At 74.4% G+C, this 17,252-nt stretch carries 13 protein-coding genes and 1 pseudogene; 5 read left to right on the forward strand and 9 right to left on the reverse strand.

Going from position 1 to position 17,252, the window contains the following annotated elements; genetic code table 11:
* Window positions 1-184: 184 nt before the first annotated feature.
* From FH969_RS09330 to FH969_RS09345, 4 genes are all read right to left on the reverse strand, one after another.
* The gene (locus FH969_RS09330) at window positions 185-1,777 is read right to left on the reverse strand and encodes an RNA polymerase sigma factor (protein ID WP_180359740.1); all 1,593 of its coding nucleotides are present in this window, start codon (window positions 1,775-1,777) and stop codon (window positions 185-187) included.
* Between the two features lie 65 nt (window positions 1,778-1,842).
* Window positions 1,843-2,229, reverse strand: coding sequence for a glycine cleavage system protein GcvH (gcvH, locus tag FH969_RS09335; RefSeq protein WP_108717540.1), 387 nt, complete (start codon window positions 2,227-2,229; stop codon window positions 1,843-1,845).
* Window positions 2,230-2,283: 54 nt separating this feature from the next.
* Window positions 2,284-2,667 (reverse strand): universal stress protein, encoded by a 384-nt coding sequence (locus FH969_RS09340; RefSeq protein ID WP_108717541.1) that lies wholly within the window; start codon window positions 2,665-2,667, stop codon window positions 2,284-2,286.
* A 48-nt stretch (window positions 2,668-2,715) separates the two neighbouring features.
* A complete protein-coding gene (locus FH969_RS09345) occupies window positions 2,716-4,047 on the reverse strand; it encodes a DUF4192 domain-containing protein (RefSeq protein WP_180359741.1) in 1,332 nt (443 codons plus the stop codon).
* A gap of 146 nt (window positions 4,048-4,193) precedes the next feature.
* On the opposite strand from FH969_RS09345, the gene FH969_RS09350 reads away from it, so the two are divergent.
* Window positions 4,194-5,264 carry a polyprenyl synthetase family protein gene (locus FH969_RS09350; protein WP_108717543.1) on the forward strand — a complete coding sequence of 357 codons (1,071 nt, stop codon included), beginning with the start codon at window positions 4,194-4,196 and terminating at the stop codon, window positions 5,262-5,264.
* 108 nt (window positions 5,265-5,372) lie between these two features.
* On the opposite strand, the gene FH969_RS09355 is transcribed toward FH969_RS09350, so the two are convergent.
* Window positions 5,373-5,750 carry an Rv2175c family DNA-binding protein gene (locus FH969_RS09355; RefSeq protein ID WP_108717544.1) on the reverse strand — a complete coding sequence of 126 codons (378 nt, stop codon included), beginning with the start codon at window positions 5,748-5,750 and terminating at the stop codon, window positions 5,373-5,375.
* 141 nt (window positions 5,751-5,891) lie between these two features.
* Here FH969_RS09355 and pknB point away from each other — a divergent pair, with 141 nt between their 5' ends.
* Window positions 5,892-7,904, forward strand: coding sequence for a Stk1 family PASTA domain-containing Ser/Thr kinase (gene pknB / locus FH969_RS09360; RefSeq protein ID WP_139987054.1), 2,013 nt, complete (start codon window positions 5,892-5,894; stop codon window positions 7,902-7,904).
* A gap of 16 nt (window positions 7,905-7,920) precedes the next feature.
* Here the strand turns inward: pknB and FH969_RS09365 are convergent, their stop codons facing one another.
* From FH969_RS09365 to FH969_RS09375, 3 genes and pseudogenes are all read right to left on the reverse strand, one after another.
* Complete coding sequence (locus tag FH969_RS09365) at window positions 7,921-9,282, reverse strand: class II 3-deoxy-7-phosphoheptulonate synthase (protein WP_108717546.1); 1,362 nt, start codon at window positions 9,280-9,282, stop codon at window positions 7,921-7,923.
* A 203-nt stretch (window positions 9,283-9,485) separates the two neighbouring features.
* A complete protein-coding gene (locus FH969_RS09370) occupies window positions 9,486-10,709 on the reverse strand; it encodes a pyrophosphate--fructose-6-phosphate 1-phosphotransferase (protein ID WP_108717547.1) in 1,224 nt (407 codons plus the stop codon).
* Window positions 10,710-10,969: 260 nt separating this feature from the next.
* Window positions 10,970-11,728: pseudogene (locus FH969_RS09375) on the reverse strand (lysophospholipid acyltransferase family protein); the annotation flags it as partial.
* Window positions 11,729-11,845: 117 nt separating this feature from the next.
* On the opposite strand from FH969_RS09375, the gene FH969_RS09380 reads away from it, so the two are divergent.
* Window positions 11,846-12,382: a hypothetical protein gene (locus tag FH969_RS09380; RefSeq protein ID WP_139987055.1), complete on the forward strand. Its 537-nt coding sequence runs from the start codon at window positions 11,846-11,848 to the stop codon at window positions 12,380-12,382.
* Window positions 12,383-12,401: 19 nt separating this feature from the next.
* Here the strand turns inward: FH969_RS09380 and FH969_RS09385 are convergent, their stop codons facing one another.
* A complete protein-coding gene (locus FH969_RS09385; protein ID WP_108717549.1) occupies window positions 12,402-13,343 on the reverse strand; it encodes an ROK family glucokinase in 942 nt (313 codons plus the stop codon).
* 214 nt (window positions 13,344-13,557) lie between these two features.
* Between FH969_RS09385 and FH969_RS09390 the strand changes: the two genes are divergently transcribed.
* The gene (locus FH969_RS09390; RefSeq protein ID WP_139987056.1) at window positions 13,558-15,375 is read left to right on the forward strand and encodes an AMP-dependent synthetase/ligase; all 1,818 of its coding nucleotides are present in this window, start codon (window positions 13,558-13,560) and stop codon (window positions 15,373-15,375) included.
* 70 nt (window positions 15,376-15,445) lie between these two features.
* Window positions 15,446-17,245: a DEDD exonuclease domain-containing protein gene (locus FH969_RS09395; RefSeq protein ID WP_139987057.1), complete on the forward strand. Its 1,800-nt coding sequence runs from the start codon at window positions 15,446-15,448 to the stop codon at window positions 17,243-17,245.
* Window positions 17,246-17,252: the final 7 nt, after the last annotated feature.

The raw sequence follows: 17,252 nt of genomic DNA on the forward strand, positions 1-17,252 counted from the left end.
GCGCGCAGCGACAGTTCCCACGAGGGAAGCAGAGAGGCCAGGTCGGGGTGCTGCGTGCGACGCGCCATGCGAACAGCGTAGCCCGATATCTGGACTACAAGCGCCGTGCCGTGTAGCGTGTCGCTCGCAAGCAACCCACAACCGTTGGAATCCCTAGGGAAACGGTCGCTCGGGGCGCGGAACCTCAGTCGAGGTAGTCGCGCAGGACCTGCGAGCGCGACGGGTGACGCAGCTTCGACATCGTCTTGGACTCGATCTGCCGGATCCGCTCGCGCGTCACGCCGTAGACCTTGCCGATCTCGTCGAGCGTCTTCGGCTGACCGTCGGTGAGCCCGAACCGCATCGAGACCACGCCGGACTCGCGCTCCGACAGCGTGTCGAGCACCGCGTGCAGCTGCTCCTGCAGGAGCGTGAAGCTCACCGCGTCGGCCGGGACGATCGCCTCGGAGTCCTCGATGAGGTCACCGAACTCGGAGTCGCCGTCCTCGCCCAGCGGGGTGTGCAGGGAGATGGGCTCGCGGCCGTACTTCTGGACCTCGACGACCTTCTCGGGCGTCATGTCCAGCTCCTTGGCCAGCTCCTCCGGCGTGGGCTCACGGCCCAGGTCCTGGAGCATCTGCCGCTGCACGCGGGCCAGCTTGTTGATGACCTCGACCATGTGCACCGGGATGCGGATGGTGCGGGCCTGGTCGGCCATCGCGCGGGTGATCGCCTGGCGGATCCACCACGTGGCGTACGTGGAGAACTTGTAGCCCTTGGTGTAGTCGAACTTCTCCACCGCGCGGATCAGACCGAGGTTGCCCTCCTGGATGAGGTCCAGGAACAGCATGCCGCGGCCGGTGTAGCGCTTGGCCAGCGACACCACGAGGCGCAGGTTGGCCTCGAGCAGGTGGTTCTTCGCGCGGCGACCGTCCGCCGCGATCCACTCCAGCTCACGGCGCAGGTGGAAGTCGGTGATCGTGCCCTCGGCGAGCTTCTCCTCGGCGAACAGGCCGGCCTCGATGCGCTTGGCGAGCTCGACCTCCTGCTCGGCGTTCAGGAGGGCGACCTTGCCGATCTGCTTGAGGTAGTCCTTGACCGGGTCGGCCGTCGCGCCGGCCGTGACGACCTGCTGCGCGGGGGCGTCGTCGTCATCGGCGTCGGAGTAGGTGAAGCCGGCCGAGGCCTCCTCCTCCTCCGACTCCTCCTTGACCTCCGGCTTCGCGGTGGTCTCGCCGGTCGACTCCTCGTCGTCGGAGTCGGTCGCGGTGTCCTCGACGTCGACCTCGACCTCCTCGAGCTCGGCGTCGTCCACGTCCTCGGGCTCGGCGTGCTCGGAGTCGTCCGCCGGGGCGGACTTCGCCTTGCTCGCGGCCTTCGCGGGCGCCTTCGCCGCCGGCTTGGCGCTCGACCGCGTCGTGCGGGCCTTGGTGGGCGTGGCGGGAGCGGTGCTCTCGTCGGCCTCGGCGCCCGCGGGCGCGGCCTTGGCGCGCGAACGCGAACGGGCCGGCGTGGCGGGTTTCTCGGCGGTGACGGTCTCGGCCGTCTCAGCCGCGGGTGCGGCGGCGCGGCGTGCGCGCGGTGCCTTCTTCTCGGCCACTGCCGTCTCGGTGGTGGAGTCGACCTGGGTGGCGGGGGTGGTACTGACCGACACGAAGAACCTTTCGGCAGGGAGCAGCCGACCGGGCGTAGCGCCCGGGTCGGCCCGGTAATGGTACCGGCCGACGACGACATGTCCCGCACGATCAGGGCGCACCGACGGGAGGCTGTCGTCAACCACTGGGTCCAACGCGAGCATCGACGAGATTGTTCCCGCCGCCGGCGACAAGTTTCGGGCGGCGCAGCGGCCTCCCGGCCGCGACGTCAGGCGTCGGCGATGTGCGCGGCGTACGCGGCGGCGTCGAGCAGGTGCTCGGTGCCACCGTCCAGCCGCACCCGGAAGAGCCAGCCGTCCTCGTACGGCGCCGACCCCGCCAGCTCCGCCTCCGCCTCGAGGCGGTCGTTGACCGCCACGACCTCGCCCGCGATCGGCGCGAAGATCTCCGAGACGGACTTGTGGGACTCGACCTCGCCGACGACGTCGCCGATCGTGACCGTGTCGCCGACGGCGGGCAGCGCCACGTACACGACGTCACCGAGGGCGTCGGCCGCGTAGGCGGTGATCCCGACCGTGGCGACGTCGTCGTCGACGGCGACCCACTCGTGCTCGGCGGTGTACGTGAGGTTCTCGGGGACGTCGTTCGCGGCCACGGCAGCTGCCTTCCTCGTGCGGACTGGGCGACGCGCGTCAGGCGGGCTGCGCGGTCAGCTCGACTTTACGGCGAGCACGGGGGTCGGGGCGTCCAGCAGGATCCGCTGGGCGTTCGAGCCGAGGATCAGCTTGCCGACCGGGGACCGACGGCGCAGACCGATGACGATGAGCTCGGCGCCCGTCTGCTCCGCTGCGTCGATGAGGTCGTCCGCGACGTCGCGGCCCCGCTCCATCTGGCGCACCTCGTACCCCAGGCCCGCCTCGTCGAGACGGTCCCGCACGTGCTCGAGGTTCGCCTCGAGCGCCTGGACGTCGTCACCGCGTCGCTGCGAGACGACCACGACGATGCGAGCGGCACGTCGGCCGGCCTCCGCGACCGCCGCGTCGAGCGCCGCCGCACCCTCGGGTGTGGCCAGGTAACCCACGACGATCGTCATGGTGTCCTCCTCGATTCGCAGGCCGCGTCAGGGGCCCTCTCGGTGAGGTTAGCCGACCGCGGCGGCCCCCTGGCGCCCCTGGGAACCGCGCCGCGCCCAACCCGGTGGCAGGCCGGCGGCGAGCGCGTCCCGGACGAGGCCCGCGAGCACGTGTCCGGGCCGGACCCGCTCCGCCTCCTCCGCGCAGACGTCCGCCGTGGCGCCGTCGCCGTGCCACCACGCGAGCCACGCGAGCACGGCGAGCGTCTCGGCCCGCACGTCACCCGACGCGAGCCGGGCCGCCTCGGTGAGCGCCCGACGCGCGGCGCGGGCGAGCGACCCGGGCGCCGGTCCGCCGGCCTCGTACAGGCTGTTCAGCGCGATCCGCGCACGCTCCAGCATCCGCCGGTCGCGCTCGGCCGCGTGCGGCGCCGCATCGTCCGCAGCAGCCGCCACGGCCGGGCCAGCGCCTTGCTCGGCCCTCGGAGCGCCGCGGGCTGGGGCACCGGCCGCAGACCTCCCCCGCCCGTCGAACGCGCCGATCGACTGCTCCGCGAGCACCCCGAGCACGGCGTCCCGGGTCGCCCGGTCCAGCAGGAGCGCGCTCAGCCGGCCGAGTTCGGTGGGTCCGGGGTCGGCGGTGCGCACCACGCGCAGCGCGGCCGCGGCACGGGTCGCGGTACCCGCCCGAGTCCGGCGTCCGCGCACGGCGCGGACCCCGTCCTCGAACGACAGCCGCGCGCAGGGGTCGGACTCCCGCCCCGGCGCGAGGTCCGCCCGGGACGCGACGGGCGCCGAGCCCTTGAGCACGAGCTCGGCGGCGATGCTCGTGGCGCTCAGGTCGGCGAGCGGCCGGCCGCCGGCCGGACAGCACGCGCGGTCCGTGCAGCCCCACGCCGCGTAGCCGGTGGTGCCCACCACCCACACGTCCCGCAGCGGCGGCATTCCGGCCGCCGTCTCCAGCGCGGCGACGACGACGTGCAGCGGGTCGCGCTCGGGCACGTGCGTGGGGTCGCCGTCGCGGTAGAGCACGCAGAAGGCCGCGGCGGCACCGTCCGCCGCGAGGTGGGCGGCGAGCTCGGCCGCGAGGACGGGCCCGCCAGGGCCGGCGAGGTCGGCGAGGTCCATGCGTGCCACGAGCCCCACCCGCCCGCGCGGTGGCCGCAACGACACCAGCGCGACCGAGCTGCGCGGGTGGTAGCCCATGGCGTGCGGGACGTAGGACAGCAGCTCGGCGGGACCGGCGACCCGCACGACGGGGACGTCGTCGAGGTCGTCCGATCCGCCGGCCGCACCGACACCGCGCGGCGCCCGCGGCCCACCCGGCCCACCCGGCCCACCCGGCCCGCTGCGCCCCCGCCGCCCACGGGACCCGGACTGACCAGGACGTTCGTTCTCCACGGCACGCTCCTCCTCTCGTGCCCCCGCTGCGGGGGTGCCCCCATGGCACCGCAGCCGGCCCGGCCGCCGCGCGTCGCCTGAGGACAGCCCCCGGGAGTGCGACGTCCTGGCCCCCTGGGCGCAACTCGCGCCGTACCCTCGCTTCCATGCCCGCCGACACGCCCGCGCTCGTCCAGCACGCCCTCGAAGCGGCCCTGACCGAGGCCGACCGGCTCGCGGCGGCCGCCGGCGCGGAGACGGCCGTGCTCGTGCAGGCGGCGTCCCGCGCGGTGTCGGGGGGCAAGCGGCTGCGCGCCCGGCTGTGCCTCGCGGCGGCGGGCGCGTGCGGTGCACCGGTGGACAGCGCGCTCGCGCCCGCGGTCCGTGCGGCCGCCGCACTCGAGCTCTTCCAGGCCGCCGCACTCGTGCACGACGACCTGATGGACGCCTCGGACACCCGACGGGGCGAGCCGGCCGCGCACCGGTGGCTCGCCGTCGCCGTCGAGTCGCGACCGGGCGCGGACGCGACCCGGTTCGGGGACTCCGCCGCCGTCCTGCTGGGCGACCTCCTCCTCACGATGAGTGCGACCGCGCTGCACGACGCGGTCGCCGACACCGAGCGCGAGGTCCGCCGCGCGGCGGCCGCGGTGTACGCCGAGATGTCCACCGAGGTCGCGCTCGGGCAGTTCCTCGACCTGGTCGCGGCGCACGTGCCGTGGCACGGCGAGGCGGACCTCGATCGCGCGTGGCGGGTCGTTCGGGCGAAGTCGGCCCGCTACTCGGTCGAGCTGCCGCTTGCCCTGGGCGCACGGCTCGCGGGTGCGGACGACGCCACGACGGCGTGGTTCACCGCGATCGGCTCGCACGTCGGCACGGCGTTCCAGCTGCGCGACGACCTGCTCGGCGTGTTCGGCGACCCCGAGGTCACCGGCAAGCCCGCGGGCGACGACCTGCGCGAGGGCAAGCGCACCGTGCTCGTGGCGCTCGCCGCGCTCGCCGGCTCCGACGCCGACCGGGAGCACCTGCTCGGCGCCCTCGGGCACCCCGACCTGGACGCGGCGGCGATCGCGCAGCTGCGGGCCCTGCTCGAGCGGACGGGGGCGGTCGCGCAGGTCGAGGCGCTCATCGCGCAGCACACGGCCGAGGCGCACCGCCTGCTCGAGGCTCCCCCGACCCTCGTGGCCGACACGGCCGAGCTCGAGGCGCTCGTCGCGGCGGCGACGCAGCGCTCGGCCTGAGCACGCGGCCGGCGCCCGGTCGACGAGGCCGCGCCCGACGGCGAGCCGCACCCCGGCGAGGCCCGCGCGGCCCGACCCGGGTCGGCAGACCAGGCCGGGTTCAGCGGATCAGAACGCGAGCCCCTGCGCGGCGCGGCGCACTGTCGCGACGCGCCCGGAGCGCAGGGCCGCGATCGGGGTCGCGCCGAGGGACTCCTCCGGGGTGTAGAGCCAGCGCAGCGTCTCGAGCTCGTCGTAGCCCGAGTCCGCCAGCTGGGTCAGGCTCCCGCGCAGCGACGGGAGAATCTGTTCCTGGCCGGGCTCGTCGGGGTCGGGGACGAGGAAGTCCTCCGGCACACAGGTCGCCGCGTTCGGCCCGACCTTGAAGGCGAGGAGCCGGCGCTCCTTGATCATCGAGCGCACCTGGCGGTCGACCACCCCGATGCGCCGGGCCACGTCCGGCACCGGGACCCACGCCGTCACGAGCTCTTCCCACTCACGTTCCACCGGACGAGCCTAACCGCGTGCCGCCATCACGCCGAGCCCGGAGCCGGCACGGACCCGCGACGCGCGGTGTGCGACGCGCTCGGGCAGCGCGCCGGGCCAGCCTCCCCCGTCCGCCACGACCGCGCCGGTAGCCTTCCCTCGATGAGCGCCCTGGTGACCGATCCGCTCGTCGGCCGCACGGTCGACGGGCGGTACGACGTCCTGCGGCGCATCGCGCGGGGCGGCATGGCCACGGTGTACCTGGCCACGGACCGCCGCCTGGACCGGCGCGTCGCGCTCAAGGTCATGCACCCGCACCTCGCGGACGGCACCGACGTCGAGGCGCGCTTCCGCCGCGAGGCACGCGCCGCGGCCCGGCTCGCCCATCCGGGGATCGTCGCGGTCCTGGACCAGGGCACCGACGGCGAGACCAGCTACCTCACGATGGAGTACGTGCCCGGGCGCACCCTGCGCACCGAGATCGCCGGTCTGGGCGCCCTGCGCCTGGGCGAGGCGCTCGCGATCACCGAGGGCGTGCTCGACGCGCTCGCGGCGGCCCACCGCGCGGGCCTGGTGCACCGCGACGTCAAGCCCGAGAACGTGATGCTCACGCGCGATCGCCGGGTCAAGGTCGGCGACTTCGGGCTGGCCCGCGCCGTCACCGAGGCGACCGCGGCCAGCACCGGGACCCTGCTCGGCACGGTCGCCTACCTCTCCCCCGAGATCGTCTCCGTGGGCGAGGCCGACGCGCGCGCGGACGTGTACGCCGTCGGGATCATGCTCTACGAGATGATCACCGGCTCGCCGCCCTACGACGGCGTGACCCCGATCCAGATCGCCTACCGGCACGTGCACGAGGACGTCCCGCCGCCGAGCGACGCCGTGCCGTGGCTGCCGATGGACGTCGACGACCTCGTGGCGACCCTCACGGCGCGCGACCTGGCCGTGCGTCCCGCCGACGCCGGCGTGGCCCTGGAGCACGTCCGGCGCCTGCGCCGCGACCTCGACGACCGGGCCCTCGCGCTGCGGGCCTCGGTGCCCGGCCGGCCCGACCTCCTCGTCGACGCCGCCCCCGACCTCCCCGACGACCAGGCGAGCGCCGAGTCGCTCGACGCAGCCTCGGAGGACGACGCTGACCACGACCGCACGACGGCGCTGGACCGTGGGCCGGGGACGGGCACGATCGCGCTGCCCATCGGGGCGATCGCGCCGCGCGAGGAGGAGACCGTCGCGGTCGCCCCCGAGCGGCCGGCCCGACGCACCGGTCGGCGCCGGGGCCGGCGCGTGCTCGTGGTGCTGCTCGTCCTGCTGCTGCTCGGGGCAGGCGGCGGAGCCGCGTGGTGGTTCCTGCTCGGACCGGGCAGCCCGGTGGTGGTGCCGCCCGTGGTCGGGCGGGACGCCACGGAGGTCACCGCGCAGCTGACGGACCTCGACCTCGAGGTGAGCCAGGAGCCCGCCTACGACGACACCGCGCCCGAGGGGGCCGTGCTCGCCGTCGACCCCGGCGCGGGCACGAGCGTGCCGCGCGGGAGCGAGGTGACGCTCACCGTCTCGCTCGGCATCGAGCACCGCACGGTGCCGACGCTCGTCGGGCTGACCCAGGACGAGGCCGAGGCCGCGCTCGAGCAGGCGCAGCTCGCCGTCGGCGACGTCGTGCCGCGCGAGGACCGCGACGTCCCCGAGGGCGTGGTGCTGGACGCGAGCGAGGACGCCGGGGCGTCCGTGCCGCACACCGAGACGATCGACCTCGTGGTCTCCTCGGGGCCGCGCGTGGTGACGATCGACGACTACGTCGGCAAGGGCACCGAGTCCGACATCGCGGTCACGGACCTCGCGCGCGTGCTCGACATCACGGACGAGCAGATCACGGTCACCGAGGTGTACTCCGACACGGTGCCGCAGGGCCGCGTCGTCTCACAGACACCCGAGCCGGGCGCCGAGGTGCCGCAGGGCACGCCGGCGGCGCTCGAGGTGTCCAAGGGCCCGGAGCTCGTGGCGGTGCCCGACGTGGAGCGGATGAGCCTCGCCGACGCGACCGCGGTCCTGCAGGGAGCCGGGTTCGTCGTCTCGACGAAGTCCTCGTGGGGCGGGCTGATCGGCACGGTGGTCGACCAGTCCCCGGCGGCCGGTGAGATGCTGGCCCGCGGCTCGACGGTCACGCTCACGTACGTCTGAGCGCACGAGCCCCGCGTCAGCGGCTGGACCGCTCCCGCAGCATCTCGGCCACGAGGAACGCCATCTCCAGGGACTGCGCGTGGTTGAGGCGCGGGTCCACCAGCGTCTCGTAGCGCGCCTCGAGCCCGAGGTCGTCGATCTCCTCCGCGCCGCCGAGGACCTCGGTGACGTCGTCTCCCGTGAGCTCCACGTGGATCCCGCCCGGGATGGTGCCGAGGGCCTGGTGGACCTCGAAGAACCCGCGCACCTCGTCGATCACGTCGGCGAACCGCCGGGTCTTGTACCCGTTCGAGGCGGTGATCGTGTTGCCGTGCATCGGGTCGCAGACCCACAGCACGGGCCGGCCGTCGGCCTCGACCCGCTCGACGAGCGCGGGCAGGTTGTCGCGGATCCGGCCCGCGCCCATCCGGGTGATGAAGGTGAGGCGGCCGGGAATGCCCTCGGGATTGATCGCGTCGACGAGCGCGACCGCGTCCTCGCCCGTCGTCGTCGGGCCCAGCTTGACCCCGATCGGGTTGTGCACCCGGGAGAAGAAGTCCACGTGCGCGCCGTCGAGCTTGCGCGTGCGCTCGCCGATCCAGAGGAAGTGCGCCGAGCAGTCGTACGGCAGCCCCGTGCGCGAGTCGATCCGGGTGAGGGGGCGCTCGTAGTCCAGGAGCAGGCCCTCGTGGCCCGCGTAGAAGTCCACGGTGCGCAGCGCCTCGAAGTCGGCGCCCGCGGCGGCCATGAACCGGATCGCGCGGTCGATCTCGGCCGCGAGACCCTCGTACGTGCGGTAGGCCGGGGTCACGGTGAAGCCACGGTTCCAGTCGTGCACGAGACGCATGTCCGCGAAGCCGCCCATGGTGAAGGCGCGGGCGAGGTTCAGCGTGGACGCCGACGTCTGGTACGCCTTGAGCAGGCGCGTCGGGTCCGGGGTGCGGGACTCGGGCGTGAAGGCGTGGCCGTTCACGATGTCGCCGCGGAACGCGGGCAGGGTCACGCCGTCGCGCGTCTCGGTGTCGCTGCTGCGCGGCTTGGCGTACTGCCCCGCGATCCGCCCCATCTTCACGATCGGCATGCTCGCGCCGTAGGTGAGCACGATCGACATCTGCAGGATCGTCTTGATCTTGTTCCGGATGCGCTCGGCCGTCGTCTCGGCGAACGACTCCGCGCAGTCCCCGCCCTGGAGCAGGAACGCCTCGCCCCGCTGCGCGAGGGCCAGCTTCTCGCGCAGGGCGTCGGCCTCGCCCGCGAACACGAGCGGGGGGCACGCCGAGAGCTCCTCGGTCACGGACGCGAGCGCCGCGGCGTCGGGCCAGGTGGGCTGCTGCTCGACGGGAAGGCTGCGCCAGGCGTCGAGGCCGGCGAGGACGGCGGGATCTGCGGGGACGCTCACGGCCGAGAAGTCTAGGCGAGCCGCGAGGGCGCCGCGGATGGCGCCGCAGGGCGAGACGTCGAGACCCGGGCCCTCCCGGAGCCGCCCGGAGCTGACCCGGGCCTGACACGGCGGACCCTCGCCCCACGAGACGGGAGAGGCCCGACGGCGAACGCTCGCCGTCGGGCCTCTCGCTCGCCCCGACCGGGGCGTGCGTCGTGCGGTCAGTGCGCGGCGGCCGGCACCAGGGGCTGACCGAGGTCGGCGAGGAGCTCGCCGAACCACGGCTGGTTCACGTCGAACGCCTTGTGCCCGGCGATGCGCGGGAACTCGATGGCGCGCAGCTCGTCGCCCGCCTCCTCGTCGTTGCCGATCACGCCCGAGACGCCGCGCAGCGCCGAGTCGACGGCGAGGTCGACCATCCGGGCGATGAGCTGGAGGTCCTCCTCGTTGGCGGCCGCGGAGCGGGAGAAGTACCCGCTCTTCTGCACCATGACCTTCTCGGCGCCGATGAGGCCCGCGAACTGCTTCGCGAACCAGTTGCCGGGGTTGATCGTGTCGAGCTTGACGTGGCCGAAGGGGTCGCGCTGGACCTCCTCGCCGTTCGCCTCCATCTCGGCGATGATCTCCGGCACGCCGGCACCCTCGGACAGGAAGATGTTGACGTTCCCGATCTCGTCCATCACGGCCTTGAGGCGCGTGGCCTCGCCGGCGAGGTCGACGGCGAGCTCGGGCAGGAACACGGCGTGCACGTCCCAGCGCTCCTTGCTCAGGCCGATGCTCGGGTTCCAGGCCGGCTGCGCCTGGACCCAGCCGTGGTAGCGGCGGGCGGCCTCGGCGGTGAGCCAGCCGCACGCCCGGCCCATCACCTCGTGGACGATGAGCATGCGCGGGTTGGAGCGGTGCTCGCCGATGATGTTCTGCGCGAACCGCGACGCCTGCTCGGCGGCCGTGTTCGCGCCCAGGCTCTGCCGGATCGGGACGATGTCGTTGTCGATCGTCTTGGGCAGGCCGACGACCGTGAGGCCGTAGCCGTGCTCCTCGAGGTAGTGCGCGAGGTCGGCGGCGGTGGTGTTGGTGTCGTCACCGCCGATGGTGTGGAGCACGTCCACGCCGTCGGTGCGCAGGCGCTCGGCCGCCTTCTCCAGCGGGTCCTCGCCCTCGGCGACGAGCCCACGCTCGACGAGGTTCTTCGCGTTCGTGAGCTTGACGCGGGAGTTGCCGATCGGGCTGCCGCCGAAGGAGTGCAGGAGGCCGGCGTTCGCGCGTGCGGCGTCGTCCACCACCACGCTGTTGCCCGTGAGCAGGCCGTGGTAGCCGTACTGGTAGGCGATGATCTCGATCTCGGGGGCGATGGCGGTGTAGCGCTCGATGAGGCCACCGACCGCGGAGGACAGGCAGGGGGCGAACCCTCCGGCGGTGAGCAGGGCGACGCGCTTGACGGTCATGCTGGACCTTCCTGGGAATCGTGGGTGGGGGTCTGCGGGGCCGCTCCGGTGGTGTCGGCTCGCCCGCCGGCGAGGCCGGCCTCGACACCGGCGGCATCGGCGGCTTCGAGGTCGCGCGAGGCGGGAGCGTCGACGGCGAGCCCGGCGGCGTGCACCGGGTCGGCATCGCCGGGGGTTGCGGCGGGTGGCTCGGCGGCGGTTGGCTCGGCGGCACATGACTCAATGGCGGGTGGCTCCGCTGCGGGCGACGCGGTGGCCGGCGCGGGCGGCTCGTGCACCTCCGGCGGCGCCTCGGGCGCGGCCCGTCCGCCGGGCGCGTCGGCCTGCGACGCGGCGCTCTTGCCCTGCGCCAGGCGGGCCTTCGCCGTCGCGGCGTACATGTCGACGTACTCCTGGCCCGAGAGCCGCATGATCTCGTACATGATCTCGTCCGTGATGGAGCGCAGCACGAAGCGGTCGTTCTCCATGCCGGCGTAGCGCGAGAAGTCCATCGGCTCGCCCATCACGACGCCGATCCGCTTGAGGCGCGGGATCCGCTTGCCGATGGGCTGGGCGATGTTCGTCCCGATCATCGCGACGGGCACCACCGGCGCGCCCGACTCGAGCGCGAGCCGCGCCACGCCGGTCTTGCCCCGGTAGAGCCGACCGTCGGGGCTGCGGGTGCCCTCGGGATAGATGCCGAACAGCCCGCCGTCGCGCAGCCTGGCCAGGCCCGCCTCGAGCGCGGCCTCGCTGGCCTTGCCGCCCGAGCGGTCGACCGGGATCAGCCCGACGCCGCGCATGAACCAGGCGATGAAGCGACCCTTGACGCCGCTGCCCTCGACGTAGTCGGACTTGCCGAGGAACACGACCTCGCGCGGCAGCATGAGGGGCAGGAAGAAGGAGTCGATCACCGCGAGGTGGTTGCTCGCGAGGATGGCCGGCCCGTTGGCGGGGAGCTTCTCCTCGCCGCGGATCCACGGCTGGTAGAAGACCCGCAGGATCGTGCCCAGCGTGGCCTTCATGAACCGGTAGAACACCCCTTGGACCCTTCTGTCCGTCGGCGGCCGCCCCGGCCGTGGCACACGCCTCGTGCCGAGGCACCACTCTAGAGTGCGTCGCGCCGGCCGGGCGCGAGCGCGATCTAGGCTTCCGGCATGACGACCCCCGCCGGCGACGCCGAGCGTGACGGCGAGCACGACCGCGAGCAGGCGGCCGAGCGTGACCGCGAGCAGGCGGCCGAGCGTGACGGCGAGCCCACCGCCGGCCCCTCGTCCGAGCGCGACTGGAACGCGGAATGGGCAGCGCTGACCTCCGACCTCGAGCCGCCGAGCGCGCCGTCGCTCGCACCACGCGCGGGATCGTCGGCGGGCTCCTTCGGGCGCCCGGTCTACCGGACGTCCGACGTCCCGGTCACCGGCGCCGGCAGCGGCCCCCGCGACTACACGCCGGCCCCCGAGGACGACGCGTGGGAGCCGGACCTCCCGCCCCAGCGCCCGATGAACCGGGTCACGGCACTCGCCTGGGCGGCGATCGCCGGTGGTCCGCTGCTCATGCTGCTGGCGCTGCTCGGGTTCGGCTCGGCGCCCCCGTGGTACGTGGCCGCGTGCGTCGCGCTGTTCGTCGCCGGCTGCGTGCTGGGCTTCGCCCGGCTGCCGCGCCGGCACGACGGCGACGACGGCGCCGAGGTCTAGCGGCCCGTCGCCCAGCGCGTCAGCGGCGAGCGAGGTCCGCGGCACCCACGATGCCGGCGTCGTTCCCCAGCTTCGCGAGCGCGACCCGCGGCATCGGCCGGTGCGCCCGCGCGAACAGCTGGTCCTCGAGCTCCGTCAGCGCCGGCACGAGAAGCAGGTCGCCGGCAGCGCCGACTCCCCCGCCCACCACGAACACGGCCGGGTCCAGCACCGCGGAGAGCGCCGCCATCCCGGCTCCCAGCCATCGGCCGAGCTCCGCCAGCATCTCGATCGCCAGCGGGTCCCCCGCGTTCGCCGCCTTGGTGACGTGCGGTCCCGTGACGTTCTTGGCCTTGCCGCCGGCGAGCACGAGGAGCGCCTTGGCGCGATCCGGGTCCGTCGCGAGTGCGGCGCGGGCCTCGCGGACGAGCGCCGTGCCCGATGCGTAGGTCTCCCAGCAGCCGTCGTGACCGCAGCCGCAGGCGCGACCGCTCGGCACCATGCGCAGGTGGCCGATCTCGCCCCCGGCGCCCGCGGCTCCCCGCACGAGCTCGCCACCCACGACGAGCGCCCCGCCCAGACCGGTGCCCACGGTGAGCATCACCATGTCGTCGACCTCGCGCCCGGCCCCGAAGCGGAACTCGGCCCAGCCCGCCGCGTTCGCGTCGTTCTCGACCACCACGCGCGTGCCCAGCCGCGGCTCGAGCGCGTCGCGCAGCGGGTAGTCGCGCCAGGCGATGTTGGGGGCGAACTTCACGACGCGGCGCCCCGGGTCCACGAACCCCGCGGCGGCCACCCCGACCGCCTCGATCGCCGGGAACTCCTTGCGCAGCTCGGCGACCGCGTCGACCACGGCGTCCTCGATCGCGGCGGGCTGCTGAGGGTCGGTATCGCGGCGCGTCTTGGCCAGCAGCGTGCCGTCCTTGTCGACCACACCGGCCGCGATCTTCGTCCCACCGATGTCCACTCCGACGGCGTGCATGTCACGTCCCTTCCGTGTCTGTCCCGTCCGGCTCGCCCCGAGCTCGCCCGGCGGCGCCGGGGGACGGTGTGCGGCCATCCTCGCCCATCCGGCTCGCCCGTGCACGACGTCCGACGGGGCCGACGCGGAGGACGGCGAGCCACGTGCCTGCCCCGCACACGGCCCGACGGTGACCTATCGTGGGGGGACCGCCCATCGAGACGAGGGAGCCACGATGGACACGACACCGCTGAGCAACGCGCCGGACGTGCCGGCCGACTACAGCATCACCGACCTGGTCGAGGACGTCGTCCGGGACGACCCGGGCGCCACGCTCTACCGGATCCCCGAGGGAACCGGCTGGCGAGACGTCTCGGCCGCACAGTTCCGCGAGCAGGCGGTCGGACTCGCGCGCGGGCTGATCGCGAGCGGCGTCGGTCCGGGCGACCGGGTCGCGATCATGTCGCGCACCCGGTACGAGTGGACCCTCGCGGACCTCGCGATCTGGTACGCGGGCGCGGTCCCGGTGCCGGTGTACGAGACGTCGTCGGTCGCGCAGACGGGCTGGATCCTGTCCGACTCCGGCGCGGTCGCGGCCTTCGTCGAGACCGCCGAGCACGCCGAGGTCGTCGCGGAGGCCCGCCACCAGGCACCCCAGCTGGCCCAGGTCTGGGAGTTCGACGCGGGCGCCGTCGCCGACGTGACGGCGCGGGGCGAGTCGGTCCCGGCCGAACGCGTGCACGAGGCCGCCGCCGCCGTCGGGCTCACGGACCTCGCGACGATCATCTACACGTCGGGGACCACCGGCCGCCCCAAGGGTGCCGAGCTCACGCACGGCAACTTCGTCCTGCTCACCAAGGGCGCGGTGCGCGACATCGCCGAGGTGTTCGAGCCCGCGAACCGCTCGACCCTGCTGTTCATGCCGCTCGCCCACGTCTTCGCCCGGTTCGTCGAGGTGCTCGCGCTCGCGGGTCGGGTCCCGCTCGGGCACACCCCGGACGTCAGCAACCTCGTCGCCGACCTCGGCACGTTCCGCCCCACGATGATCCTCGCGGTGCCACGGGTCTTCGAGAAGGTCTACAACTCCGCCGAGCAGAAGGCGATCGCCGGCGGCAAGGAGAAGATCTTCGCCTGGGCGGCCGGCACCGGCATCGCCTGGTCGCGCGCCCAGGAGGGCGGCGGGAAGCCGGGCGTCCTGCTCGGACTGAAGCACGCCGTCGCGCACAAGCTGGTGCTGCACAAGCTGCAGGAGGCGATGGGCGGCAACCTCACGTACGCCGTGTCCGGCGGCGGCCCGCTCGGGGAGCGGCTCGGCCACTTCTTCCGGGGCGTCGGCCTCACGGTGCTCGAGGGCTACGGCCTCACCGAGACGACGGCGCCGCTGACGGTGAACCGTCCCGCCCGGATCAAGATCGGCACGGTCGGTCCGTGCCTGTCCGGCAACCAGATCCGCATCGCGCCCGACGGGGAGATCCTCGCGCGCGGCATCGCGGTCTTCCGCGGGTACCACAACAACCCCGAGGCGACGGCGGAGGCGGTCCAGGACGGCTGGTTCCACACCGGTGACCTCGGCGAGCTCGACGCGGACGGCTACGCCCGGATCACGGGCCGGAAGAAGGAGATCATCGTGACGGCCGGTGGCAAGAACGTCGCCCCGGCCCAGCTCGAGGACGCCATCCGGGCGCACCCGCTCGTCAGCCAGTGCCTCGTGGTCGGCGAGGGTCGACCGTTCATCGCCGCGCTCCTCACGCTCGACCCGGAGATGCTGCCCGGGTGGCTGTCCGCGCACGGCCGCGAGCCGCTCACCCTCGAGCAGGCGCGCACGGACCCGGGGGTGCGCGCGGCGCTGCAGGCGGCGGTCGACGGCGCGAACGCCCAGGTCTCGCGGGCGGAGTCGATCCGCGTCTTCGAGATCCTCGACGGCGACTTCACGATCGCGAACGACTACCTCACGCCCTCCCTCAAGGTGAAGCGGTCCGCAGTGCTGCACGACCTCGCGGGCACGGTCGACGGGCTCTACGAGGAGGCGGCCGGCCGCCGAGCGGACGGCTGACGAGGAGTCCGACGACGGACGACGGCGCGGCGGGCACCGCATGTCGGTGCCCGCACGTACGTTCGCTTCCATGACCGCCGGACCGACCTCGCTGCAGCCCAGCCTGCTCGCCGACGGCCCGGCGCTGCACGAGGTCGAGTTCGTCGTCGTCGACCTCGAGACCACGGGCGGCTCACCCCACGCCGACCGGATGACGGAGATCGGCGCGGTGCGGGTGCGCGGCGGCGAGGTCGTCGGCGAGCTCGGCACGCTCGTCAACCCCGGCCGCGCGATCCCGCCCGGCATCACGGTCCTCACCGGCATCACCGACGCGATGGTGGTGGCCGCGCCGCCGGAGGAGGAGGTGGTGCCGACCTTCCTGGAGTTCGCCCGGGGCGCCGTGATCGTCGCGCACAACGCCCGCTTCGACGTCGGGTTCCTCCGCGCCGCGTGCGACCGGATGGGGCTGACCTGGCCGGACCCCGTGGTCGTGGACACGGTCGCGCTCGCGCGACGAGTCGTCTCGAAGGACGAGGCGCCCAACCACAAGCTCGGTTCGCTCGCGCGCCTGTTCCGTGCCGACGTCGTGCCCGACCACCGCGCGCTCACCGACGCGCGCGCCACCGTCGACGTGCTGCACGGCCTCCTCGGCCGGCTCGCCTCCCTCGGCGTGACGCACCTGGCGGACCTGCGCACGGCCGCCGACCCCGTGCCGGACGCGGTACGGCGCAAGTCCACGCTCGCCGACGCGCTGCCCTCGGCACCCGGCGTATACCAGTTCCTCGACGCGTCGGGCCGGATCCTCTACGTCGGTACGGCGACCAACCTGCGCACCCGGGTGCGCAGCTACTTCACGGCCGCCGAGAAGCGCCGCCGGATGGCCGAGATGGTGCGGATCGCCGACCGGGTGCACCCCATCGTCACCGCCACGGCTCTCGAGGCCTCGGTGCGTGAGCTCCGGCTCATCGCCCAGCACACGCCGCCGTACAACGCGCGCTCGCGCTCCCCCGCGCGCGAGCCGTGGATCCGCCTCACCGACGAGGCGTTCCCGCGACCCTCGATCGTGCGCACGGCGCCGCTCGACGCGCGCGGCGTCCTCGGCCCCTTCCGCTCCCGCGCCCTGGCCACCGCGGCGCTCGAGGCCGCCACCGGGGCGTTCGGCCTGCGCACGTGCACCGACCGGCTCCCGGCCCGTCCGCGGCCCGGGGCGAGCGCGTGCGTGCTCGCCGAGCTGGGCCGCTGCGCCGCGCCGTGCGTGGGAGCGGGTGAGCCCCCCGACTACGCCGAGCGCGTCGCCGCGTACGAGGCGTTCTGCGCCGGGGACGCCACGCAGGTGCTCGAGCTGGTGTCCTCCCGACTGCGCCGGCTCACCGCCGAGCAGCGGTACGAGGAGGCCGCCCTGGAGCGTGACCGCTGCCACGCACTGCTGCGCGGCGCGGCGCGTGCGCAGCGCCTGGCCTCGGCCGCCGCTCCGGAGCTGCTCGCGGCCCGGCCGGCCCCCACCACTCCGGGCGCCTGGGAGGTCGTCTGCGTGCGGCACGGCCGGCTCGCGGGCAGCGCCGTCGCGCCCGGGGTCGGCGACGTCCTCGGCACCGCGCACGCCCTGCGGCTCGTCGCCGAGGACGTTCCCGCGCCGGACCGCTGGGCGGGCGCGGCCCTGGCCGAGGAGACCGAGATCGTCTCCCGCTGGCTGGACCAGCCCGGCGTGCGGATGCTCGACGTCACCGGGACCGGGCCGGCGCTGCCGCGCCTCGGTGCCGAGCGCGCGCTCGTCGACCTCGCCGCCGTCCTCGGCGTCACGGTGGAGTCCGACGTGCTCGGCGCGCCGCCCCACCAGGCACCCGAGCAGGCGCCCGACGGCGAGCCCGAGGACGCCCCCGGCGCTGCGTAGGCTGGGC

The organism is Miniimonas arenae (assembly GCF_006351005.1).
Lineage (GTDB): Bacteria > Actinomycetota > Actinomycetes > Actinomycetales > Beutenbergiaceae > Miniimonas > Miniimonas arenae.

Coding starts and splice junctions, on each gene's coding strand:
- FH969_RS09350 (WP_108717543.1), top strand. CDS start 4,194: ATGCCCGCCGACACGCCCGCGCTCGTCCAGCACGCCCTCGAAGCGGCC.
- FH969_RS09330 (WP_180359740.1), bottom strand. CDS start 1,777: ATGCTCGCGTTGGACCCAGTGGTTGACGACAGCCTCCCGTCGGTGCGC.
- FH969_RS09340 (WP_108717541.1), bottom strand. CDS start 2,667: ATGACGATCGTCGTGGGTTACCTGGCCACACCCGAGGGTGCGGCGGCG.
- FH969_RS09395 (WP_139987057.1), top strand. CDS start 15,446: ATGACCGCCGGACCGACCTCGCTGCAGCCCAGCCTGCTCGCCGACGGC.
- pknB (WP_139987054.1), top strand. CDS start 5,892: ATGAGCGCCCTGGTGACCGATCCGCTCGTCGGCCGCACGGTCGACGGG.
- FH969_RS09385 (WP_108717549.1), bottom strand. CDS start 13,343: ATGCACGCCGTCGGAGTGGACATCGGTGGGACGAAGATCGCGGCCGGT.
- FH969_RS09380 (WP_139987055.1), top strand. CDS start 11,846: ATGACGACCCCCGCCGGCGACGCCGAGCGTGACGGCGAGCACGACCGC.
- FH969_RS09370 (WP_108717547.1), bottom strand. CDS start 10,709: ATGACCGTCAAGCGCGTCGCCCTGCTCACCGCCGGAGGGTTCGCCCCC.
- FH969_RS09390 (WP_139987056.1), top strand. CDS start 13,558: ATGGACACGACACCGCTGAGCAACGCGCCGGACGTGCCGGCCGACTAC.